The organism is Streptococcus infantis (genome assembly GCF_047460825.1).
GTDB lineage: Bacteria > Bacillota > Bacilli > Lactobacillales > Streptococcaceae > Streptococcus > Streptococcus infantis_V.
Genome location: NZ_JASHFO010000013.1, coordinates 13,802 through 37,618, shown reverse-complemented (window position 1 = coordinate 37,618; position 23,817 = coordinate 13,802). Strand labels below are relative to the sequence as shown.

The following is a 23,817-nucleotide window of genomic DNA, read 5'->3' as shown; positions in this document are numbered from 1 at the left end:
TAACTGCTGTGAGCCTTGTCCGGACAATATTTCAGACAAAACCTACGACAAATGATTATTTATATTATACCCTATTTAGCTAGATTTTTCAAGGTTTTAAAATATTTTTCTCTTCCTCTAATCCGTTAATTATCTGCATCTTTCTTTGAAAAATCAAGTCCATATTTAGGAAAACGCTTGCCTTAACTATTCCCTCATGCTATACTGTTATTGAAATTAATAGACAGGAGACATTTTATGAAAACAGCTAAAACCACTGTTACAATCGTTTCTGCACTTGCATCTGTCATCTTATTGACCAGCTGCGCCACAAAATCCACAGAAACACAAACATCCGCTAATAACTCATCTGACAATCAGATTACAATGACTTACGACCAACTACGGTCTAGAGAAAATACCATGTCAACTCTCTGGTATCAAAAAGCGGCCGAAACAAAAGCCTTGTATCTACAAGGTTATAATGTTGCTACAGATCGTCTAAAGGAATTACTGAAAACAGAATCAGACAAGCCTTATTCGATTGTTTTGGACTTGGACGAAACGGTCCTAGACAACAGTCCTTATCAAGTTCAAAATGTCAAAGATGGAACAGCATTCACACCTGAAAATTGGGATGTTTGGGTCCAAAAAGCTGCAGCAAAAGCCGTCCCAGGTGCTAAAGATTTTCTTCAGTTTGCCGATCAAAACGGTGTCCAAATCTACTATATTTCTGACCGTTCAGTCGACCAAGCAGATGCTACCATTAAAAATCTAGAAAGCGAAGGTATTCCTGTACAAGGACGTGATCACCTCATGTTCCTAGAAAGTGGTGTAAAATCCAAAGAAGGTCGTCGACAAGCGGTTCAAGAAAAGACAAATCTTGTGTTACTATTTGGTGATAACCTTGTAGACTTTGCAGATTTTTCTAAGACTTCTGAAGCTGATCGTGACAAACAACTTGAAGAATTGCAAAAAGAATTTGGTGAAAAATTCATCATCTTCCCAAATCCAATGTATGGATCATGGGAAACAGCAGTTTACGGTGGTAATAAACTAGATGCCAAGGGACAAGTAGAAGAACGCGAAAAGGCTTTACAAGGCTTTGACAAGTAATGAAAACTTGGTATTCAATAAGGCCATAAGTACAAAAAGAAATGCAAAAGCTCTTTAACTGACAAAACTCAAAAAAGCGGACAAGAGAGGATTCTGATAACCAGAAAACTTTCCTGTTCGCTTTTATCATGTGAATCGTATCTTAATGAGCCAGCATTTCTTGGGCGATTTCTTGACCAGATAAGCCATCTGGATAGTAGGTTGGCCAGTTATCCATTTCTTCAAAGAGGGCTTCCTGGCTAGTACCTCCAAAGAAGATATGGAAATGCTCTGCCTTGACTGGTGCGATATTGTGGTCGCTAAACTGAACATACTTGAATTGTCCAGCATCCGCGTCTGTCGCTTCAAAAAGATAACGAACTCCTCGATTCCCTTTCTTATAAGTCAAAATTTTCTTGCCGACATACTTGTATGTATATTTCTTACTTTGGTCACCTTGGATGAATTCCATAGTGTTATCCGTGATATTAATCTTAGATACATCAGTTTGATAGCCTTTTTGATAGTAGGATTTGTATTCATCCTTGGTCATTTTGCCAGTCAATTTAGCCTTGTAGTCAAAGACTTGATCTAGAGTTCCATTTTCAAGGAAAGGATAGACTGACTGCCAGTTGCCAGCATAGTCACTCAAGGTACGATCCTTAACATCTGCATCCTCAAAGTAACCATTTTGAACGGTTTTAGTTTCCTCGGCTTTTTCTGGCTCAATTTCTGCCCCTGCCTGATCAGTTGTTTGCTTAAGAGACTTGAGATTTTTCTCCATGACAGAGATATAATTTTCTCCAGCCTTCATGTCCTCTTCGGTCAAGCTTTCAAGAGGATTCAGAACATCTAACTTCACTCCTGTTTCTTTTGAGAGGATATTCGCTAGGGCTTGAGAAGCATTTTCTTCAAAGTAGATATAAGAGATCTTATTTTTCTTGATGTATTCAGTCAATTCTGCCAAGCGGCTTGCCGATGGTTCCGCATCTGGCGAAAGCCCTGAGATAGAGACTTGATTAAGTCCGTAGTCTAAAGCTAAGTAACGAAAGGCCGCGTGTTGAGTCACAAAACTCTTTTGTTTAGCACTAGAAAGTCCTTCAGTATAGGTCTTGTCCAAGGCTTGTAGTTTTTCGATATAGGCTGCTGCATTTTGTTCAAAAGTCGCCTTCTTATCTGGATAGTCAGCTGAAAGACTATCACGGATATGTTCTACAAGTTTGATTGCACGCGCAGGAGACAACCATACATGAGGGTCATACTCGTGATGATGACCTTCTTCGCCATGGTCATGGTCTTCCTCTTCTTCACTTCCTGGAAGAAGCAACATATCTCCAGTAGCCTTGATTGTTTTTACTTTTTTCGCATCTAGTGAATCTAAAAGCTTGGGAACCCATGTTTCCATGTTCTCATTTTCATAAACGAAGGCATCAGCGTCTTGGATTTTAGCAACTGCCTTAGGCGATGGTTCATAATCATGTGGTTCTGTCCCTGCCCCAATCAAGAGCTCGACATTGGCTGTATCTCCTGCTACTTGCTTGGTAAATTCGTAGACAGGATAGAAAGTTGTAACGATATTTAATTTCCCGTCTGCTTGTTTTTGATTGGAACAAGCTACCAAGAAAACTGTCACAAGACTTGCCAAAAGTAGGCCTAGTTTTTTCATTTTCTTCTCCTATTTGATAAAACGTTTGAGTAAGCTGACTAACAAAAAGACAACTACAAAGATAATGGTAATACTTGCACTCGGTGGTGTCTCTGCATAGTAGGAAATATAAAGTCCTGCTACCATACCTAGAAAACCAATAACGCTGGCAAGAATCATCACCGAGCTAAAGTTCTTCCCTAAACGCAAAGCGATACTAGCTGGCAAGACCATGATAGTTGATACCAAAAGTGCCCCTGCAGCTGGAATCATAAGAGCAATAGCCACACCCGTCACCATGTTAAAGAGGATAGACATAGTGCGCACTGGAAGACCATCTACAAAAGCTGTATCCTCGTCAAAAGTTAAGATGTACATGGGTCTTAAAAAGAGGAAGGTCAGGATTAAAACAACCGCTGCAATGACAAAGAGTCCAATTACCTGCTCTTGACTAATAGTCACAATAGAACCAAAGAGGTATTGGTCCAGACTCATAGAACTAGAGCTCTTACCCTTACTCATAACAATGAGTGAAACTGCAAGTCCTGTAGACATGAGAATAGCTGTCCCAATCTCCATAAAGCTCTTGTAAACTGTACGGAGATATTCAAGGAAAACCGCCGCAATCAAGACAATAGCAATAGTCGAGATGGTCGGAGAGATCCCTAAAACCAAACCAAAGGCCACACCTGATAGCGATACGTGACTCAGTGTATCACTCATAAGGCTCTGACGACGCAAGATGAGGAAGGTTCCCAGTACTGGCGAAAAGAGACTCATGGCAATAACAGCCAAAAAGGCCCGTTGCATAAAATCATAAGAAAATAGATTAAGCATGTTCCACCTCCTGATCATTTTCATGGACATTGAAACAACGCCATGGCGAATCTTGATCACGAACAAGGTGGATATTACGATCTGCGTAATCCTTAACTTCTTCAGGATCGTGAGTAATCATCAAAACAGCCTTGCCATGATGGTGGGCACTATGGTGCATGAGCTCATAAAATTCATTCTTGGTACCTGCATCCATCCCTGTTGTCGGCTCATCCAAGATAAAGATATCTGGATCTGAAGCAAACATACGTGCAATGACCGCTCTTTGCTTTTGCCCACCAGAAAGAGAACCAATGCGTTTATCCCGATGTTCCCACATGCCAACTGAGTTTAAACTAGCCTTGATGTGTTCTTCATCGTGAGCATTCAAACGACGGAACCAGCCCTTTCTTGGGTAGCGACCTGATTTGACAAACTCATAAACAGTACTAGGAAAACCTGCATTAAAACTGGCGATCTGCTGAGGAAGATAGGCGATTCTTAGCTTTTTCCCATGAATATTTGTCTTTGAGATGGTTACTTTCCCAATTCGTGGTTGAAGAATTCCAAGACTAGCCTTGATAAGAGTGGTCTTTGCCGCTCCATTTTCTCCTGTCAGTGTGACAAATTCTCCACTATCAACACTGTAATTGATATGCTCAAGCACAGGTTCCTTGTCATAATAGAAGGACAAATCCTCTACTGTGATGTATCTCATTACTTGATTTCTCCTACTAAAGCAGTTAAAAACCGCTGGATAATTTTTTGTTCGTTTGGTGTGAACTGAGTGGCAACCTGCTCATAAGTCGAGAGGGTATGTTCATGATGATGGTGGTGTTCCTCAGCAATAGGTCGAGCCAAGTCTGTCAATTGATAGAAGACAACGCGAGCATCCTTAGGATCCTTAGACGTTTCTAACATTCCCTCCTTAACCAGGGATTTGATAGCTTTGGTAACGGCAGCTTGACTGACATTGAGACGACGCGCCAACTCAGAGTTGGTGAGCGACTCCTCTGATAAAAGCATGAGAATATGCTCCTGGGTATTGGTCAAGGCTACATCACTGGTACAATGACCAATGAGAATTTCATGCTGATTTTCCGCCTTGAGAATAATCTCATTTAAAAAATGATCGATATCTTTTGCCAACTGTCTCATGATTTGCTCCTTTCTCAGAACGGAATTTCTATAAATATAAGGTTTTCATACTCTTCAAAAATCAAATTCAAACCACGTCAGCTTCGTCTTGGCGTACTCAAGTACAGCCTGCGTCTCGCTTCCTAGTTTGCTCTTTGATTTTTATTGAGTATCACACCATTCCTTTACTAGTTAAGTATATCACATCCAAGCAAGGAGTCAAGAAAAAAGATGAAAACACCTGATATGTTTTCATCTTGTAGAATTATTTTTCTTGTTTACGACTAGTCCAGAGGGCTGTCGCTCCAAGAATCATACCCAATAGCATCATGAAAATAGATTGCTCACTACCTGTATTTGGAAGTAATTTTTCTGATACAACTGTCTTGTTAGCAAACTGATCTGCAACCTTATAATCAACTTTTACAGTAGATGTTTGAGCAGGAGTTGTTCCCTGATTTTTTCCTGATGGAGTTGTTTTTGTTGCTGAATCTTGCTCCGATTTAGCTGGAGTTGTCTTTTGAACTTTTCCTGGCTTAGTTGCATCATTTCCTGAATTAGCCGGAGTTGTTTCCTGAGTTTTTCCTGGTTGAGTAGGAATTATTGCTGGATCTTTTTCTGGTTTAGCTGGATCTGTTGCTGAATCTTTTCCTGGTTTAGCTGGATCTTGCTCTTTACCTTGATCTTCTGGCAGTTTAAATGTTTTTGACTCCACAGAAATCGTGCGTGAGTTTGGATTTACCTTTTCATACTGAGTCAAATCAGTTGTTTTAAGGTAATCTTCAAAGGCAGCATCCATTGAAGGGCCTTCTTCTCTGGCACCACCAAGCATGGTATAACCATCACCACCTGCTGCAAGGAAGTCATTGGTTGCTAGGTAGTAAACTTTTTCCAAATCTAGTTTTTCATAAAGACCAGTCGTACGATTCTTAACTTGAATAGCCAAGACACGTTTGCCTGCAGCTAGATTTGTATCGTAGTAGACCTTGGCTCCTGAAATCTGTAAGAATCCACCACTTGGTTCTAACAATGGTTGACCATTTTCATCCAAGACAGTTTTCCCTGCCTTATCAACCTGCAAGATAGACCCGAGTGATTTTTCAAACATGTCAAAAACTTGCTGACCAGTTACTTGAATTTGGGAAATTGTGTTCCCAAATGGTAGAACCGCAATGACATTTCCTTTTGTAATTGGCTTATCTTTGGCAATCGTTTCACGCAAGCCACCACCATTGGTCACAGCGATATCCGTCGGATGACTAAAGCCTGTTTGACCGTATTGATAGAGAGAATCTGCGACAACATTTCCAAGGTTAGTTTCACGGACACGGACATTTTCACGGTCACCGTTCAATTCAACTGGACTATTTGAAACAACTTCTATAGCATTTTCAGCGTCATACTTTTGTTTGATATCCTTGACAAGTTTTTCAATTTTTGGATTAGCTTCCAATTTCTTAGCATCTGCAGCTGCAATGAGTGAAGGATTTCCCAATAATTGGCGAGATTTGTAAGTGATTTTACCAACGTTATGGAGATAGCTTCCTGTCTGGTTGTAGGTTACATTGTCACCATAGGTAGTCGATTCTACTGTATGAGAGTGACCGTCAATCACTGTAACACGCTTACCTTTCAAAAGAGGATTTTTTGAAAGTGCTTCTGCAAGAGTAGAACCACGCCATTCTACAGGTGTTGTTGTATCAACTCCCAAGTGAGCGAGAACAACATAATGTTTGTAGTCTTTGCCTTCTGCCAAGGCTTTAGCTTGAATTTCTTCGATAACCTTGTTAACCTCGGCAATAGGCTCTGTAAAGGTTACGCCTTTAACATTTTTAGGGTGGGTCTTAGTAGCTGTTTCAGGCGTTGTCACACCGATGACGACAAATTCATCACCTTCAACATCCTTATTCTTATCAACAATTGTTGCCGCTTCAAATAAACGAGCTCCATTCACATAAGTGTTTGAGCTGAGCAATGGGAAGTTCAAAATTTCTTTGTATTTTTTAACTTCATCAAGTCCAAAGTCAAACTCATGATTTCCTACAGCCATGGCATCGTAGCCCATCTCGTTTAAGATTTTGGCACGAGCTTCACCCTTTGTAGAGTTTGAAATCGGTAGACCTTGGAAGGCATCGCCTGCATCTACTACTAGAGTCGTTTGATCGCTCTTTTCTCGCTCCTTCTCAATAACCGTTGCGAGTTTGGCATCTCCGATTACTCCTTTTTCTTCTACGATACGACCATGCACGTCATTGGTATGCAAGATAACAGTATCTGCTTCTTCTTTTTGAGGCGCAGCTTCTTCAGCTGGTGTTGCCGGACTTGTAGCAACCTCAGGAGTCTCTGTCACTACTGGTGCTTCTGTAATGCTCACAACTTCTGTAGCTTCTGAAGAACTAGTATTTTCTTCAGCATAGACCTGTCCAGCTAAAAAGGCTGGAGCTAATAGGGCTGTCGATAGGACAGGCAACAAAAAACGTTTATTCATATTGAAATCCCTTTCTCTTCTTTCTCCTACCATTATACGCTATTTAGCATCATTTTAAAACTTTTAACCTTTTTGAAGGTAACCTATCCGACATTTCATAAAAAAAGTCTGAACAAAAAGTTCAAACTCCTTTTCTATATTATTGAAAATCTTGGATATTTCCATCATAGGTTGCCCAATCTTGACTAAAGAAACGGTCATTAATTTGGTAATCAGGCGCTGTTGTTGGATTGCTCAAAAAGGGATTTACAACCTTATCAAATGCTAACCAGCCTAACCAACCGATATGAATCGTGTCCTTAACAAAGTAGGGATCTCCACCGTTTTTTGAAAAGTCAGCGATATTGGTGAAGCCTTGACTCTCCAACTGGTAACGAATTTTTTCAACTGTGTGTTGATACATCTCCTCACTTAACCCGGTATAATCCATCCATTTTTTATTGACAGGTTGAAAGACAAAGAGCACATTGACCTTAGATTTTGCAAATTGATCGAGCACTAACTGCAAATCATTGTACTCAGGTGATTTGAGAAAGTTAAAATTCTTTTGAGATCCTTCCCATTTTTTCAAATCTTTCTTTAATTTAGTATTGTAAAAATGATTATCTACTCCCAAATCATTATTGGTCGTATTTTCTTCTGCATCCTTACGTGCAATATTTTCCAATTCTTCATAAGAAAATTGATCTGGGAGACTACTCAAATATTTCTCAACGTTATCTTTGTACCTTAATCGTCCACGAATGGAGAATTGTCCAAAAAGAGCTGATTGTTTTTCATTTAATTGCGACGAAATATTAATCATACTTTGGTCGAACTCTGATAATTTTTCTCCTTTAGCTAATTTCTCAACGATGCTCTTCATAGAAACACCAGGATTTTGCTTTAAGAGTCTATTGGCAGCATACTGAGAGGCTGCATCCCCAGATTGATTCTCTAAAAAGGCAGTCAACTGGTCATTGTTAAAATAAGTTTGGAAAATAGTCGGGTCATGATCTTCTTTTGTAAACCACTGTGGAGAAATGACAAATACCGCTTGCTTATTTTCAAGTTCGGATGTAATTTGTTGTATTCCAAAATACTGACTGAGGGTAGCTGCTCCTGCCTGTCCCATAAAGTAAGGACGATAAGAACGGTCATACTTTTCAGCCAGTACTGCTGGATGCATACTATCAAAACGCATCCACTCACTAGATCCAAAAAAAGGCACAAAACGCATATCAGGATCCGTAAGAGCTCTTACTTTTTGACTTCTTTCCTTAAAGCTTTCTGCACTTATCGAAGCGGCAGAGTATTTTTCCTCCATGAGATTATGACTTGGGCTACTTGGATAGAAACAGATAAGAAGGCACACCAACAAGCCCGCTAGAAAGACAGGCCCGAAAATCAGCCACAAGCGTTTAAGCATTCTTTAACTCCGCAATTCCTGCTACGATTTTATTAGCTGTATTCCAGTCATCACGACCAAATTCTGTAACTGGGACACGAATATCAAAGCGGTTTTCGATTTCCACGATTAATTCAACTGTCCCCATACTATCCAAGACACCTGCATCAAAAAGATCTTCATCCATCATGTCAGAAACATCTTCCATAAACAATTCATCAATAATTTCAATAACTTCTGATTTGATATCCATTTTTTAATTCCTTTTATTTTTTAAACCATAAATCATTCAAAAATCCAGAGAAGATTAAGAATGAAATCATCACGACATGGAAGGTTATCACCATGCCAAGCAACTGAACCCAGCGATTCTCAGGCAAGGGAGCTTGCCCTGCTTTCTTACGTTCTTTATTGAGCGTTTTTTTCTTTCGAATCCAAGCATCATTAATCACTAAACCTAGCCCATGAAAGAGTCCATAAACGATGTAAAACCAAGTTATCCCATGCCAGAACCCCATAAGGAGCATGTTCAGGATATAGGCGACACTTGAGGTCACATTTCGATTCTTAAAAAGCTTCTTTCTCGTCATCACCATGACCATGCGCATAAAGACAAAGTCACGGAACCAGAAGGATAAACTCATGTGCCAACGATTCCAAAACTCCTTCAAATCCCTTGATAAAAAGGGTTTGTTGAAGTTGATCGGACTACGAATTCCCATCAGATTTGAAATTGCTAAAGCAAACATAGAGTAACCTGCAAAGTCAAAGAAGAGCTCCAAACCAAATGTATACATGATGGCAACTACATAATAGTTAAAGACACCACCTGTTTGTAGAGCTAAATTCTTTAGCGGTGGTAATAAAATCTCGCCTAAAATATGAGCTAGGATAAATTTATACAGAAATCCCCACATGATATATCGAACTGACTCAGCTAGCATATCTAGCAACTCATCGCGCTCTGGTATCGTCTTATAATTTTCATTAAAACGTTTGAAACGATCAATAGGACCACTTGAAAATGTTGGCATAAAGAGAAGAAAACGCAAATACTCCCACATCTTCAAATCCTTAATGACTCCGTCTCTAAGTTCGATGATGATTCCTACCGAACGAAAGGTTAAATAGGAGATTCCTACAAATCCTAGTAGAGACTGTATGCCATTAATAGCTGGTTGCACCTTGACAAAGATGATGGGAAGCAATGATAACAGACTAACGAGATAGAAAATCCATTTGCCATCTCGAATTTTTCGATACTGCTTGTAAAAAAGAACCAACAAGATTTGCCAGATTAGATATATCCCTAAGGCAGCCAATTGATTGGTCTTGCCACCCGTCAACATGGTAACGATAAAGAACAGACTAACCAGTATTTCATACCAAGCAAAGCGTTTTTTGAAAAAAAGACCGATAAAGATTGGCAAGGTAGCAGTAATCACGTACAAAAAGTACTGCGGATTCCCATACGGCTCAATATGAGGCAGCTGTTTCAGGAAATCCATCATCTATTATTCACCTCGTTAATCAATCCTTTGATGTCAATCTTGCCATTTGGAGTCAGTGGCAATTCCTCTCTGTAAAGAAACTTAGATGGCATCATGTAAGACATCATAATATCTTCCAAGTCTTCCTTAATCGCCTTGGTAATATCAATCTCGCGCTCAAATTGTTCCTTGACCCCATCTTTTAAGATAACATAGGCCAAGAGATTTTGGACCTTGTGATCCTTGTTGTAACGTGGAACTGCAACAGCAGATTCAACGTACTTGGATTTGTTCAAGTTTTGAGAGACATCCTCTAGTTCAATACGATAGCCATTAAACTTGATCTGGAAGTCCATCCGTCCACCGTAAAGAAGAAGACCTTCATCTGTCATAGTTCCAACATCTCCAGTGTGGTAGGCTGGCAAACCTTCAAATTCGAAGAAAGCTTCAGCTGTTTTTTCAGGATTATTCATATAGCCTTTTGAAACAGCAGGTCCAGATACGATGATTTCCCCTTGTTCCCCATTTGGTAATTTATTGCCTTCTTCATCAACGATAAAGGTTGGTGAATCAGGTTTGGTGTAACCAATCGGAAGACGTTTCAAGGTTGCCAACATCTCATCTGTAACAGCAACTGCTGACAAAGCCACCGTCGCTTCCGTTGGACCGTAAGCATTGATGATACGCGCATTTGGGAAACGCTCGCGCAATTTTTGAGCAGTTTTAACTGTCAACTCTTCTCCATCAAAGTAGAAATGGGTAATCCCTGGCATCTTTTCAGCATTGAAATCTTCAGACAGCATGGCCATATCTGCAAAAGATGGCGTTGAAGTCCAGATAGAAATTGGAAGTGAAAAGATAGTCGCAAAGAGCTGCTTAAAGTCTTGAGTAATGGCTGATGGGAGGGCAAAAAGGGTTCCTCCAAGAGCCAAGGTCGGTGCCCAGTACATGACAGACAAGTCAAAGGAATAGGGTGGCTGAGCCAACATTTGTGGACGCTCTGGCGTCGCAAATTCCTTGTCCGTAATCATCCAGTTGGTAAAACTGAGCAAGTTATTGTGCGAAATTTGCACCCCTTTTGGTTTCCCAGTTGTCCCTGAGGTAAAGATGATGTAGTAGTTATCATCCCCTTTGACCGGATGTTGCAAGTCATAGGCATGCTGAGCTGCATAAGTTTCACGCACTTGCTCCAAGGACATGATTGGAGCAGCTGGGGTTTCGATTGGAAACTCTGAAATGGCAATGATCAAACTTGGTTCTGCAACCTCCAATATAGCTGAAACTCGTTCCAAGGCCGAATGGCTATCGATTGGAATATAGGCATGACCAGACTTAGTCAGAGCTACAAAGGTAGCCAACATTTCATACTCCTGACCACCAAAAACAACTACTGGAGATTTTTCAGGTAATCCTAGCTGATCAATGGTTGCAGCCAAACTATCTGAATCAGCCTTTAAATCACCATAAGTGTACTCTTGCCCTAAGACATTGTATACTGGAAAGGTAGGTTGAGTTTGGGCGAAATATTCAATCGCTTCAATCATATCTTTTATCGGCTTATTAGACACGATGATTTTTCTCCTTTAAACTAAAATTCATTGTAAATAAAGCTTCCCTGACTTTGTCCTAGGTAACTAAAAAAGTAAAGCAAACCAAGTAGAACAATAAAATACAGGACCGTTTGTCCTAAAAAAACATAGATTGGTTTCTTTTTATCCATAATTAACTTCTTTTTGTAAATTCTCAATAATTTTATGCAAATATACAATTACTATTTTTTCTTGTTCCCATTTTACCACTTTAGTCTCTTCATTTTCAACTGTTTACCATTTTTAAAGAGCACATTTTAGCCTATTTTAGTTCTTTCTTCATAATTTCACTGATGTAAACAGATCACTTTAAAACGATAGTAGACACCCCACTCCCCCTTTGAGCATTTTTATGCTAAAATAGTAGCTATGGATAAAATTATTAAAACTATATCAGAAAGCGGGGCTTTTCGTGCTTATGTTCTTGATAGCACTGAAACTGTCCGCACTGCTCAAGAAAAACATCAAACACAAGCTAGCTCAACTGTAGCACTTGGTCGTACCCTTATCGCCAGCCAGATTCTCGCAGCCAATGAAAAAGGAAATACCAAGCTAACGGTTAAAGTTCTTGGAACTAGCTCTCTAGGTGCCATCATCACTGTCGCAGATACCAAGGGGAACGTCAAAGGTTACGTTCAAAACCCTGGAGTTGACATCAAAAAAACTGCAACTGGCGAAGTCCTAGTCGGGCCTTTTGTCGGAAATGGTCAATTTCTCGTTATCACAGACTACGGCACTGGAAATCCTTATAACTCTATGACTCCCCTCATCTCTGGAGAAATCGGTGAAGATCTTGCCTTCTACTTGACAGAAAGCCAGCAAACTCCGTCAGCAGTTGGACTCAATGTCCTTTTGGACGAAGAAGACAAGGTCAAGGTTGCAGGTGGTTTCCTAGTTCAAGTTTTGCCAGGAGCCAAGGAAGAAGAGATTGCTCGCTTTGAAAAACGCATCCAAGAAATGCCAGCTATCTCAACCCTTCTCGAGAGTGAAGACCATATTGAAGCTCTTCTTAAAGCCATCTATGGTGACGAGCCATACAAACGTCTGTCTGAAGAAGAAATTCGTTTCCAATGTGACTGTAGTAAAGAACGTTTTATGAAGGCTCTTTCTAGTCTTCCAAGCTCAGACTTGCAGGAAATGAAGGACGAAGACAACGGGGCAGAAATCACTTGTCAATTCTGCCAAACTACTTATAATTTTGACGAAAACGACCTGGAGGAACTCATCCATGACAAATCTTAATACACCCTTTATGATTGGCAATGTTGAGATTCCCAATCGTACCGTTTTAGCACCCATGGCCGGCGTGACCAACTCCGCCTTCCGTACTATCGCAAAAGAACTTGGAGCTGGACTCGTTGTCATGGAAATGGTCTCTGACAAGGGAATCCAATACAACAACGAAAAAACTCTGCACATGCTTCATATCGATGAAGGAGAGAACCCCGTCTCGATCCAACTTTTTGGTAGTGATGAAGACAGCCTAGCACGCGCAGCAGAATTCATCCAAGAAAACACCAAGACCGATATCGTGGATATCAACATGGGTTGCCCAGTTAATAAAATCGTAAAAAACGAAGCTGGCGCTATGTGGCTCAAGGATCCAGACAAGATCTACTCTATCATTAACAAGGTCCAATCTGTCCTTGATATCCCTCTCACTGTCAAAATGCGTACAGGCTGGTCTGATCCATCTCTAGCTGTGGAAAATGCCCTCGCTGCTGAGGCTGCTGGTGTTTCTGCCCTTGCCATGCATGGCCGTACACGTGAGCAAATGTATACTGGTCACGCTGACCTCGAGATCCTTCACAAGGTTGCACAAGCTCTGACAAAAATTCCATTTATCGCTAACGGTGACATTCGCACTGTCCAAGAAGCCAAACAACGCATCGAAGAAGTCGGTGCTGATGCCGTGATGATTGGACGCGCAGCTATGGGAAATCCTTATCTCTTCAATCAAATCAATCATTACTTTGAAACTGGAGAAATCCTTCCTGATTTAACCTTTGAAGATAAGATGAACATCGCCTATGAGCATTTGAAACGCTTGATTAACCTCAAGGGAGAAAAGGTTGCGGTCCGTGAATTCCGTGGACTCGCTCCTCACTACCTCCGTGGAACATCAGGTGCAGCTAAACTTCGTGGAGCTATCTCACAAGCAAGCACACTGGCTGAGATTGAAGCACTCTTACAGTTAGAGAAAGCATAAACGTATAAAAATTGGCAAATCCCTCAATTTGAGATTTGCCGTTTTTTATATATTTTCATCTTGCAAATCTAGTTGCTTCACTCTAGCAATATAGTATGCCATAATCAAAAACAAATTGAAGCTGACAATCCAGATAGACCATTCATGGAGAAAATGCATAGATACAGCCAAGCTAATGGCCCCCACTACGAAACTACCTACAACAATACCATAGTTCAAGGCTTGACGACGATATTCTTGAATATCTCCTTCTCCTCTAACGATGCGATACAAAGCAGTCAACATTTTTCGGTAATTTCCAGACGTCATAAAAATGACATAGGGATGATCTTCAATCAAACTACCCGTAAATGTTAGCATCATCATGCCTGTTCCAAAAGCAATAAAAGGAACTTCTAATAGAGGAAAACGAGAAAAGAAGGGCAGAACAAGGGTCCCGATAAATAAGGGAAGTAGCATCTTAACCCGCCAATAGGCTGTTTTGCGATATTCTTTCACGTGTAAGGCAAAAAGAAAGCCTAGGGAAAAGAATATAATCGAGCAGAATCGCAACATGGTATTGATGACATGTGAGTCGTGCCAATCTGATATCAGTAGGAGAATGTTCCCTGTCTGTGTCGCCACCAAACTGTGATACTGAATGTGACAGAATACATCCAAAGAACCACCGATAAAGCCAAGAAACACTCCCATGAGTCGTGTGTTTTGAGGTAAAATTAATTGATCCGTCATTGATTCATCACTCGTTTCCCTTTAATGCATTCATTATACCACTTCTCTCGGAGAAACTAAGTGAAAAACTGTCAGTTCAGGGAGACATGATTACATATACTCCTAAGTTAGTATCATCTCTGAAGTTCATTTATGACATCTTATCAACTGGGAATGCTGTAAATAATCATCAACTGAACTATTTTTAAACAAATTATTTCAATACTAAAGTCTATGGCTTAATCAAAGTAACACTTGAGACAGTGCCATCTGCACCTGTTGTAATTTGGATGACTTTTCCACCACCTACTTCAGCATTGTATTTCCCATCATCAAGGGTATAAGAATAGCTTTGAATAGAGTAGTTTTCTTTCTTGCCATCAGCAGATTCTACTGTAAATTGACCACCTGATGAAACAGTGATAGTTTCACCATTAGCACCCTTCCAATTTCCAGCTGCAGCTGAAAAATCTTTGTCCACCATAGTCAAGACACCTTTATAACGTTTGTTATGTTCTGCCTGCTTGTCTTGAAGTTTGCGATCAGTTGCTGGATCATAAGCCGACTGATTCGGTTTTGCTTGTGTTCCTTGTTGATTGGATGGGGCTTGCGAAGGGGTTTGCTTAGCAGAAGATTCTTGGTTTTGTTTTGTTTCTGGTGCTGGTGTTGCTTGCGATTGGTTAGCAGTAGTCGTTGACTGTTCAGAAGATGATGATTTAGCTTTTTCTGATGAAGTTGAACTTGAGGATTTCTGAGTCTTGTTCTCTTTACTTGAAGAACTTGCCTTAGAACTAGAAGATGCTTGTGTTGTCTTGCTAGAACTATCACTTGTGGTATTTTCTTTCTTATTACCACAAGCCCCCAATAGCAATGTTGAAGCGAGTACAGTTGCGGCCATTAATTTGATAGAAGTTTTATTTTTCATTTTATGCTCCTTTGTAACATTTTTGAAATGTTAAGAAATATTTTTGTAACATTATTGTAATATTTGTTTTTAAATCTGTCAACTATTTATCTAAAATTTTTTAGAATTATTTTTGAGTATATTTATTTCCTTTTCCCTCCTATCTTTATTATTCGTTAAAAATTTAAAAAAACAGAAAAATTCTTCTTACTGAAATGCTATCTTTTAAAAGTGTAATCGCTTGTATTTTTATTCTTGAAGGGATATAATAAAATTGAAATAGGATATTGGAGGTGTAGGCCTATGTCAAGCAAATATTACAAATATCTTCCTTGGATGATTATTGGTGCTTTCTCTTCTTATGGGGTTGCTACTCATTACGCTCAAACAACATTTGATTTGTTCTACTTAACCACTATTTTCATGATTGTTTATGTGGCTCTAATGTACTTACACGAACATTATTTAAAATATAAATACAAAGATTTATTCATTCGTTTTATGAGTAATCCTAAAAAAGATAAACATCCTTAAACAAAAAATAACAACAAAAAGAGGCCGGGAAGAATCCCGACCTCGATTTTTTATGAATCATAAACCTTTGACACGATAGCTGACTTGGCTTGTGACGCAAACTTTATTTTCTCTATTCTCAAACTTGAACCCAGCCATCGTTTGTTAAAACTTCTCAGGACTGAGACTAGGAAACCGAGACTTAATCTATCGATTTCTATCCCAAAGCTTTTTATTTCAATCGATAGGTTTTTCTTGGCTTCTTTTTAGGCACTCGTTTGAGCCCAACTTCTTCTACATACTCACCGTATTTTACGAGAAAGTTATTGCTGACGATTGGTCGTCCTGGGTTGATGAGATTGACCAATTCGGTTCCTTCATAAACAGTGAACTCCTCCTCCAGCAGATAGAGAAAGGTCGGATTCCAGTCAAGACGCCCTTGGATTCGTTTAATAGACTCTTGGATAATGGCATAATGGTCAAAGGCAAAGGCCTGCTCCTCCAACTCTAGTCCCTCTAGGAAGCACTTGCCCGTCTGAAAATCAACATCGACAAAAACCACATCCTTGGCATCATCTCCAGCTTGAACGAGATCAAGTGCGCGGCTAGGTAGATACACCAAGTGGGCGATAGTAACCGTCCAGCCCCTCGGATCACGACCTGGAGTAGACACTGTCATCAACTGTTCGATTTTTTCCAAAGGAAGGTCGAGGTCAACCTCCTCTCTCACTTCACGCTGGCAAGCATGCCTTGCATCTTCGCTCTTATCCATAAAACCACCGACCAGAGCCAAGCAGTTTTGATAAGGATGAGCCTTGCGACGGATCAGCAAGAGTTTGATTTTCCCTTCCACAAAGCAATAAGCTACCATATCCACCGTCACGCTCGGTTTTTCATACTGAGGAAGATCCTGTTTGCAGTACCAGTCTAAAAATTCCTTCTCAGTCGCATGAATCTCAAAATATTCTCTTTCTGTCATTCCATCCGGGATTATCCTTTCAGTCATCTTATCCCTCCTTGACAGCTTTTGTCCATTGGTACCAACCGACTAAACTATTGATTGTGTAAACCCAGTACATACCTTGGATATGGATATTTTCACCCCACCAGAGGTAAATACTAAAGAGATTGGTTGCAATCCAGAAAATCCATTGCTCCCGGTAAAGACGTGTCATCAAGAGCTGACCAACACCATTGGTCGCATCTGTAACACTGTCACGGAAAGGACGAGCGCTATGGATACTTTGGTAGGCAAAGCCCATACCAATCCAGATGATGGCTGTCAAAGCCAAATATTTGAGCCAATCAATCATACCAAGTTTCTTAGCTTCAAAGTGAGACTCCTCTGGTTTTCCTTGCTCATTGATACGATTAGACAACCAAGTATAGAGACCAATAGGCTGCATCACAAAGAAATAAACTGTAGTCAATACTTCACCGTAGAAAGTCGCATTCATAGCTAGGACCAAATAAATTGCAGAGTTAATAGCTCCAAAAAGGTAGTTACTAGCTCGACCTTCAGCTACTAAGATAACGCAGACAATCCCTGTCCAAGAGGCCAAGAGACCAATCCAGTCATGACTTTCCGTGTTTTGTGTAAACTCCAGAATAAGAGGGACACTTGATAAAACAATCAAATAGAGCCACTGGAAAAGACTACGTCCTACAAAGAGGTCTTTCCATAGCAAACGCATAACTCCTGCAAAACCAATTTTACGAGCTTCTGCGTGAACATTTTTAAAGTTTGCGATAAATCGAGTAATTTTTTCAGTTATTTTTTTCATTTTCTTCTCCTAATCTGCTTGCTAAATAGCATCGATAGCTACTTTTGCTGCTTCATAATTTCCTAGATAGTCATCAGCTAGATAAACATGAGGGATATTGGCTAGGTATTGCTCCCTCATCATATCCAAATGCTGAGAAAAACTATGACGGATATGGTCTTCTGCCATGGTCATGTCTCGAAAACCATCATTGACATAAGAGCCGACAGGTTGCACAAAGAGGATTAAATCCCACTTTTCCTTGGCTAAGATGGAAACGAAGAGATTATCAAAGGTTTCTACGGACAAGTCCCCCTGCTCTTCAGTTTCCATGTAGTAATCGTAATAACCCTTGGTTACCAATGAGTTGGTGTCTGCAATGACCAAGCCTCGATTAGCATTACTATCGATTAACTTGGAAGTTTGATCATATTGCCCCAATAGAAGGTAATAATAGTCTTTTGGAGTAAGCTCATCATCTCGGACGTTATTTTTTATCTGATACTCACGAGCATATTCCAGACTGACTGGCGCATCATAGAAGCGAGCTAAATCCTTGGCTAGAGTTGTTTTCCCATTACTAGCACTTCCCATAATCAACACTTTTTTCGTAAACTGACGGCGGAAAGGTTGAGCGATATATTTCCAATATTTGCTTGGATTTTCTCGAATCATGGTAGCCGAAATTCCAAATTTTCTTTCCTGTAGAACAGTCTCAAAACCACGTTTTGACAATTCTTGTTGGTATTCGGACTCTCCTACAAAAAAGATAAGTTCCTCACCAGTCTGGTCATAGGAAATGGCCTGCAACATCTGATCCAACCATTCCTGCCAGCCCATTGGATAGCGTGGAATATTGGTTTCGTCAAGTTTACAAACAGAGGTCAATTCATCATCTCGAAAAGCTTCACGAATATAGCGAAATCTCTTTTGTAGTGTAAGTCCCACCTGTTCACCACGATCTCCCTTATAACCTGAAACTACCACCCATACAGCATCACATTGACGTTTTGCTCTTTGGATTAAATCAATATGCCCTTGATGTAAGGGAGCAAAGGTGCCAAAAACCACCGCTATACTCTTTTTCATATCTGTTCAACCTTTTTATAACTTTTTATATTTTGTATTATAATTCATCTTTCTATCTTTGTCAACACTTTTTTATTATTTTTTATAAAAACATTGCTACATGATAAGATTTTTTTACTTGCTATGCAAAACCTGATCAGTAGCATTCTGCTTTGAAATCCTCAAAACAAATGCACAATCCAAGTAGCTATTTGGGCAACAACTTTTCAAAAAAGAGGTTGAAACAATCTGTTCCAACCTCACATTTTTAAACAATCTCAAATTTTAATTGACCAGCTTTAACACCAATTTTCAGAGTCTTTCCAGCTTCCAATTCACCTTTAAGGAGAAGCTCTGCTAGCTTGTCTTCTACTTCCGTTTGCAAAGTTCTACGAAGTGGACGAGCCCCCATCTCTGGATCATAGCCTTGCTGAGCTAGAAGTTTTAGGGCAGATGCTTGGAGTTTCAAGTCAATTCCTTTTTCTGCCAAGCTTGCAATCAATGGTTTGACCATAATCTTAACTACTTCCTGCATATCTTGACTTGACAAGCTATGGAAGACTACCTTCTCATCAATACGGTTGATAAACTCTGGACGATAAGCCTTTTTCAGCTCCTCAAACATCCGTTTTTCCATATTTTCTTGGTCAAAACGAATATCCTTAGCTCCAAAACCGACTGTCTTATCATCACGAAGAGCTGTCGCACCAAGGTTTGAAGTCATGATGATGATGGTATTGGAGAAGTCAACCTTGCGACCCTTACTGTCTGTCAAGACACCATCATCCAAGACTTGCAAGAGCACGTTAAAGATGTCTGGGTGAGCCTTCTCTACCTCGTCAAAGAGCAAGACTGAGTACGGTTTGTTACGAACCTTCTCGGTCAACTCTCCACCTTCTTCGTAGCCTACATAACCTGGAGGAGCTCCGTTAAGACGGCTGGCTGCGAATTTTTCCATATATTCACTCATGTCAAAGCGGATAAGAGCAGACTCATCATCAAAGAGAACTTCCGCCAAGGCCTTGGCCAACTCAGTCTTACCAACACCTGTTGGTCCTAGGAACATAAAGGAGCCAATTGGACGTTTGTTATTGCGAATACCCGATTGATTTCGGCGAATGGCACGACTGATACTAGATACAGCTTGTTCCTGTCCGATAACACGCTTATGCAGTTCAGCTTCAAGATTGAGATATTTCTTGGCATCTGTTTGGGTCAATTTTTGAACTGGAATACCTGACAAGCGACTCAAGGTGGTCAAAATATCTGATTCTGTCACCAAATCTTTATAGACTGGAACTTCCTGTTCTTTTGCAATGAGTTGAGCAGCTTGCTTCCATTTACCATCCATCAAGGCCTTATCAGCTGGTGTTAAACCTGACTCATCTTGTTTAGCGTGTTTCGATTTATTTTGCACTGTTGCAGCTGCTTCATCCAAAAGATCGATTGCTGAGTCTGGCAAATGACGACTCGTCAAATAACGATGTGCCATTTTGACAGCTGTTTCTACTGCATCGTCTGTAATTTGGACATGGTGGTGTTTCTCGTAAGTTGCTTTCAAGCCCTGCAAAATAGCCATACTATCTGCTAAACTTGGCTCTTCAATCATCACTTTTGCAAAGCGACGAGAAAGGGCTGCATCTTTTTCGATGTGCTTTTGATACTCTTCCTGAGTGGTCGCACCGACAGTTCTCAGAGTTCCACGTGCCAAGGCAGGTTTCAAGATATTGGCCGCATCCAAGGTCGAATCAATCCCACTTCCCGACCCCATAATGGTATGAAGCTCATCGATAAAGAGGATGACCTTTCCATCTTCCTCAATATCTTTGATGATATTGTTCATACGTTCTTCAAAGTCACCACGGAAACGAGTTCCCGCAACCACATTCATCAAATCAAGTTCTAAAACTCGCATCTTAGCCATTTCATCAGGTACATCCCCGTTGGCAATACGTTGAGCAAGACCAAGTGCTAGAGCTGTTTTACCGACACCTGCATCTCCAACTAGGACTGGATTATTTTTTGTCTTACGGCTCAAGATTTGAATCATACGAGAGATTTCTTGGTCGCGCCCGATGACTGGTTCCAATTTACCCGAACGAGCTTGCTCCGTAAGGTCATGCGTATAATCTTCCAAACCTCCACTTGGTGTCTGAGGCATACCCATCATATTAGCCATGGAATTTTGCTTATCCGCTACCGTACGATGACGCTGGCGAAGGGCCTTCAAATCTTCTCTAGTCCAACCAGCACGCGCTTCAAGACTTCGACGAAGTCCAGCAATCTTGACCTGATCCTTCTGATCTTCGTAAGAAAATCCCGCTTTTTCTAAAATGCGAGTAGCTAAGGCATTGCCATCATGTAAGATAGCATAAAGAACATGCTCTGTTCCCAATACCTTGGCATGTACGACAGAAGCAACGTGCTCTGCTTCCAACAACAATACCTTCAACCGGTGTGAAAAAGGCAGCTCCTGATAATGTTCCTTATCGCTATACTTTGTTTCAGTCAGCTCTACAGCAACTTCCTCCAGACGATCAATCTCATATGGAAATTCGTTTAAAGTCGCCCCAGCCACACTGTAACCATGATTGGCCATAGCAATCAATAGGTGCCATGACTCTAGGTATTCTGCCCCAAAATGACTTGCGACCAGAAAGGCACTTTCTATACATTCTCTCAATGCTTTTGAATATTTCATTTAGTTCTATTTTCCTTTTCTATCTACCTCTTGTAATAACTGACGGAGCATATTGGCACGGATAAGATTGGCATCATCGCCTAAAACTCGGTCTGTCGCCATCGCTAATAATAGATTCATCTCCTGACGAGTCACCAAATCCTGCTCAAACAAGAGTCTTAAAACATCTTCAAAGATAGCTAGGCTAACTTCTTCACCTACCGAATACAGTAGATCTCGAAGCATATCATGATGGTTAGAGAATTCAATTCGACCAATGCGAATATAACCTCCACCTCCTCGCTTACTTTCAACTAAATAACCTCTGCTTTCAGTAAATCGAGTCTTAATCACATAGTTGATCTGACTAGGCACGACTTGAAAGGTATCCGCTAATTGGCTTCGTTGCAATTCAACCATACCCGACTGCTCCAAAATCGCCTTGATATAGGCCTCTATATGGTCTGATGTATTTTTAAATCTCATAGAATGCCACCTCTTTCTTTGAACCTTGACTATCTTTGACTATTATACCGAATTTTTCGATTTTTTAAAAGAAAAAGGGGCTGGTAATGAACAATCCTCACCAACTCCCTGTCTTTCTAATTATTTAATCCCAATTCCGCTAAGATTTGGCGTTTATAAGCAATTTTTTGAACTTCCTTGTCTTCAGCTTCAGACCAATTAAGTTTGACTTCAGAAACAATCTGTCCAGGCCTATTTTTCAAGATATAGATACGGTCACTAAGATTGAGGGCTTCCTCGATACTATGCGTGATGATGAGCGTCGTCAACCCTAGCTGTTTGTGAATCTCCAAATACCAAGCGTGAAGTTCCATCTTAGTCATCTCATCCAAAGCGCTAAAGGCCTCGTCTAGAAGAAAGAGCTTATGCCCGAAAAGGTAGGTACGGAGTAAAGCAACACGCTGGCGCATCCCACCACTGAGTTCATGAGGGTACTTATCCCTTACAGCCGTCAACTGAAAGGTAGCAAGAATTTCATCTGCTTTGGCAATGGCTTCTGCCTTGTCCACCTTTTGAATCAAGAGGGGCAAAATGATATTACCAAGGACAGTCTTATGTTCCAAGAGCAGATCCTTTTGTAACATATAGCTCACGCGCCCCTTGGGATTTTCTTCACCGTCAAGAATGATTCTCCCAGACTGGACTTCTAAAATGCCTGCAATCAGGTTAAAGAGAGTGGTCTTCCCTACACCACTGGGGCCTAGGATAGAGACCACTTCACCTGAAGTCACTTGTAGGTTAATGTCCTCTAAAATCTTTTCATCATCGTAGGCATAGCTTACGTGTTCTAGTCTAATTTCTGTCATTATTTTACAAATTCGTTAGTAAATCCTTTATCAGTCAAATCTTCCTTGAGGATACCATTTTCTTTATCCCATTTGTAGAAGGCATTCCAGCGGTCAGCATCAAACTGTCCCCATTTTTCCTTGTCGCTAGCATACTCTTTTGATAAGTATTTCTGAGATTCGATGACAAAGTCACGTTTATCCTTTAACTCAGGTGCATTCTTGATCAAGATATCAGCCGCTTCTTCTGGGTGATCCATAGCGTATTGGTAACCTTTTTTAATAGCTTGGATGACTTTACGAGCTTCTTCTTTGTTGTCTTTCAGATAGTCATTGTTAGCGATGATAACTGGTGAGTAGTAGTCAAACTCTTTGACGTAGTCTTTCAAATACATAAAGTTGGCATCCACACCTTGCGATTTGGCAAGGATTCCATCCCAACCATAATAAATCCAAGCAGAGTCAAAAACGCCATTGGCAATCGGTGTGATCGAGTTCGAGTCGTTGTTTGGTACTTTTTCAACCTTCTCGAAGTCTCCACCTTGAGATTCTACCAAGGTTTTCAGCATAGCAAGCTCAGTTGGGTCATTCCAAGTTCCGTATTTCTTACCAACCAAGTCTTTAGGACTATTGATATTGTCAGACTTACGAGAGATAATCCCTGATGTATTGTGCTCAACGATCGCTGCAACGGCAGTAATTCCTGCCCCTTTTTCCAATTTCTTAGCCATGTAGTCTTGGAAATAAATAGCAAACGGTGCCTTACCATTGATCACCAAGTCAGATGAACTTTCTTCTGGTGGCAATTTCAAATCAACATCCACTCCAGCTTCTTTGAAATAACCTTTTTCTTTGGCTACATAAAGCCCTGTATGGTTGGTATTGGGTGTCCAGTCTAGGATAAAGTCAATTTTTTTGAGTTCTGCTTCTTTGTTATCCTTAGAAGCTGTTCCTTGGCCACAAGCCACAAGCACGACAGCTAGAAAAGCTGTTACAATCGTTAAAAACACTTTCCATGTTTTCTTCATTTTTA

General features: G+C 40.4%; 23 protein-coding genes. 4 read left to right on the top strand and 19 right to left on the bottom strand.

Going from position 1 to position 23,817, the window contains the following annotated elements; all coding sequences use genetic code 11:
• Positions 1–237 precede the first annotated feature (237 nt).
• Complete coding sequence (locus QM911_RS05425) at positions 238–1,095, top strand: 5'-nucleotidase, lipoprotein e(P4) family (protein WP_414313341.1); 858 nt, start codon at positions 238–240, stop codon at positions 1,093–1,095.
• Positions 1,096–1,237: 142 nt separating this feature from the next.
• Here the strand turns inward: QM911_RS05425 and QM911_RS05420 are convergent, their stop codons facing one another.
• The 10 genes from QM911_RS05420 to QM911_RS05375 all read right to left on the bottom strand — a co-directional run bounded on the left by QM911_RS05420 (position 1,238) and on the right by QM911_RS05375 (position 11,757).
• Positions 1,238–2,740 (bottom strand): zinc ABC transporter substrate-binding protein AdcA, encoded by a 1,503-nt coding sequence (locus QM911_RS05420; RefSeq protein WP_414313340.1) that lies wholly within the window; start codon positions 2,738–2,740, stop codon positions 1,238–1,240.
• Between the two features lie 9 nt (positions 2,741–2,749).
• Entirely contained in the window at positions 2,750–3,556 is an 807-nt protein-coding gene (locus QM911_RS05415) for a metal ABC transporter permease (protein WP_061863957.1), read from the bottom strand.
• Positions 3,549–4,253, bottom strand: a complete 705-nt coding sequence (locus tag QM911_RS05410; protein WP_001269493.1) for a metal ABC transporter ATP-binding protein — start codon at positions 4,251–4,253, stop codon at positions 3,549–3,551. The genes QM911_RS05415 and QM911_RS05410 overlap by 8 nt, the downstream gene beginning before the upstream one ends.
• Positions 4,253–4,693: a zinc-dependent transcriptional regulator AdcR gene (gene adcR / locus QM911_RS05405; protein ID WP_049527233.1), complete on the bottom strand. Its 441-nt coding sequence runs from the start codon at positions 4,691–4,693 to the stop codon at positions 4,253–4,255. The genes QM911_RS05410 and adcR overlap by 1 nt, the downstream gene beginning before the upstream one ends.
• A gap of 244 nt (positions 4,694–4,937) precedes the next feature.
• Complete coding sequence (nt5e, locus tag QM911_RS05400; protein ID WP_414313339.1) at positions 4,938–7,160, bottom strand: cell surface ecto-5'-nucleotidase Nt5e; 2,223 nt, start codon at positions 7,158–7,160, stop codon at positions 4,938–4,940.
• Between the two features lie 139 nt (positions 7,161–7,299).
• Positions 7,300–8,568 (bottom strand): D-alanyl-lipoteichoic acid biosynthesis protein DltD, encoded by a 1,269-nt coding sequence (gene dltD / locus QM911_RS05395; RefSeq protein WP_414313338.1) that lies wholly within the window; start codon positions 8,566–8,568, stop codon positions 7,300–7,302.
• Complete coding sequence (gene dltC, locus QM911_RS05390; protein ID WP_036757952.1) at positions 8,561–8,800, bottom strand: D-alanine--poly(phosphoribitol) ligase subunit DltC; 240 nt, start codon at positions 8,798–8,800, stop codon at positions 8,561–8,563. The genes dltD and dltC overlap by 8 nt, the downstream gene beginning before the upstream one ends.
• 13 nt (positions 8,801–8,813) lie before the next feature.
• On the bottom strand, positions 8,814–10,058 hold the full coding sequence (gene dltB, locus QM911_RS05385; RefSeq protein WP_414313337.1) for a D-alanyl-lipoteichoic acid biosynthesis protein DltB: 1,245 nt from the start codon (positions 10,056–10,058) through the stop codon (positions 8,814–8,816).
• Positions 10,055–11,605, bottom strand: a complete 1,551-nt coding sequence (gene dltA / locus QM911_RS05380; protein ID WP_414313336.1) for a D-alanine--poly(phosphoribitol) ligase subunit DltA — start codon at positions 11,603–11,605, stop codon at positions 10,055–10,057. Before dltA ends, dltB begins: the two co-directional genes overlap by 4 nt.
• A 20-nt stretch (positions 11,606–11,625) precedes the next feature.
• Positions 11,626–11,757: a teichoic acid D-Ala incorporation-associated protein DltX gene (locus tag QM911_RS05375; RefSeq protein ID WP_000358457.1), complete on the bottom strand. Its 132-nt coding sequence runs from the start codon at positions 11,755–11,757 to the stop codon at positions 11,626–11,628.
• A gap of 238 nt (positions 11,758–11,995) precedes the next feature.
• Between QM911_RS05375 and hslO the strand changes: the two genes are divergently transcribed.
• Positions 11,996–12,868 (top strand): Hsp33 family molecular chaperone HslO, encoded by an 873-nt coding sequence (gene hslO, locus QM911_RS05370; RefSeq protein WP_075228389.1) that lies wholly within the window; start codon positions 11,996–11,998, stop codon positions 12,866–12,868.
• Positions 12,855–13,835: a tRNA dihydrouridine synthase DusB gene (gene dusB, locus QM911_RS05365; RefSeq protein WP_075228388.1), complete on the top strand. Its 981-nt coding sequence runs from the start codon at positions 12,855–12,857 to the stop codon at positions 13,833–13,835. The genes hslO and dusB overlap by 14 nt, the downstream gene beginning before the upstream one ends.
• Before the next feature lie 45 nt (positions 13,836–13,880).
• Here dusB and QM911_RS05360 read toward each other — a convergent pair whose 3' ends face one another.
• Together QM911_RS05360 and QM911_RS05355 are read right to left on the bottom strand one after the other, a co-directional pair.
• Positions 13,881–14,567, bottom strand: coding sequence for a YoaK family protein (locus QM911_RS05360; RefSeq protein ID WP_075228387.1), 687 nt, complete (start codon positions 14,565–14,567; stop codon positions 13,881–13,883).
• Positions 14,568–14,778: 211 nt separating this feature from the next.
• The gene (locus tag QM911_RS05355) at positions 14,779–15,471 is read right to left on the bottom strand and encodes a hypothetical protein (RefSeq protein WP_075228386.1); all 693 of its coding nucleotides are present in this window, start codon (positions 15,469–15,471) and stop codon (positions 14,779–14,781) included.
• A gap of 282 nt (positions 15,472–15,753) precedes the next feature.
• On the opposite strand from QM911_RS05355, the gene QM911_RS05350 reads away from it, so the two are divergent.
• Positions 15,754–15,984, top strand: coding sequence for a hypothetical protein (locus QM911_RS05350; protein WP_045762774.1), 231 nt, complete (start codon positions 15,754–15,756; stop codon positions 15,982–15,984).
• Positions 15,985–16,195: 211 nt separating this feature from the next.
• Here the strand turns inward: QM911_RS05350 and QM911_RS05345 are convergent, their stop codons facing one another.
• The 7 genes from QM911_RS05345 to QM911_RS05315 all read right to left on the bottom strand — a co-directional run bounded on the left by QM911_RS05345 (position 16,196) and on the right by QM911_RS05315 (position 23,812).
• Positions 16,196–16,969 carry an NUDIX domain-containing protein gene (locus QM911_RS05345; protein ID WP_075228385.1) on the bottom strand — a complete coding sequence of 258 codons (774 nt, stop codon included), beginning with the start codon at positions 16,967–16,969 and terminating at the stop codon, positions 16,196–16,198.
• A 1-nt stretch (position 16,970) separates the two neighbouring features.
• Positions 16,971–17,747 carry a nicotinamide riboside transporter PnuC gene (gene pnuC / locus QM911_RS05340; protein ID WP_075228384.1) on the bottom strand — a complete coding sequence of 259 codons (777 nt, stop codon included), beginning with the start codon at positions 17,745–17,747 and terminating at the stop codon, positions 16,971–16,973.
• A 21-nt stretch (positions 17,748–17,768) separates the two neighbouring features.
• On the bottom strand, positions 17,769–18,815 hold the full coding sequence (locus QM911_RS05335) for an AAA family ATPase (protein ID WP_414313335.1): 1,047 nt from the start codon (positions 18,813–18,815) through the stop codon (positions 17,769–17,771).
• Positions 18,816–19,062: 247 nt separating this feature from the next.
• Complete coding sequence (locus QM911_RS05330) at positions 19,063–21,495, bottom strand: ATP-dependent Clp protease ATP-binding subunit (protein ID WP_075228382.1); 2,433 nt, start codon at positions 21,493–21,495, stop codon at positions 19,063–19,065.
• 6 nt (positions 21,496–21,501) lie between these two features.
• Positions 21,502–21,960: a CtsR family transcriptional regulator gene (locus tag QM911_RS05325; RefSeq protein WP_315640078.1), complete on the bottom strand. Its 459-nt coding sequence runs from the start codon at positions 21,958–21,960 to the stop codon at positions 21,502–21,504.
• A gap of 116 nt (positions 21,961–22,076) precedes the next feature.
• A complete protein-coding gene (locus QM911_RS05320; RefSeq protein ID WP_414313334.1) occupies positions 22,077–22,805 on the bottom strand; it encodes an ABC transporter ATP-binding protein in 729 nt (242 codons plus the stop codon).
• Complete coding sequence (locus tag QM911_RS05315; protein ID WP_414313333.1) at positions 22,805–23,812, bottom strand: ABC transporter substrate-binding protein; 1,008 nt, start codon at positions 23,810–23,812, stop codon at positions 22,805–22,807. Before QM911_RS05315 ends, QM911_RS05320 begins: the two co-directional genes overlap by 1 nt.
• Positions 23,813–23,817 lie beyond the last annotated feature (5 nt).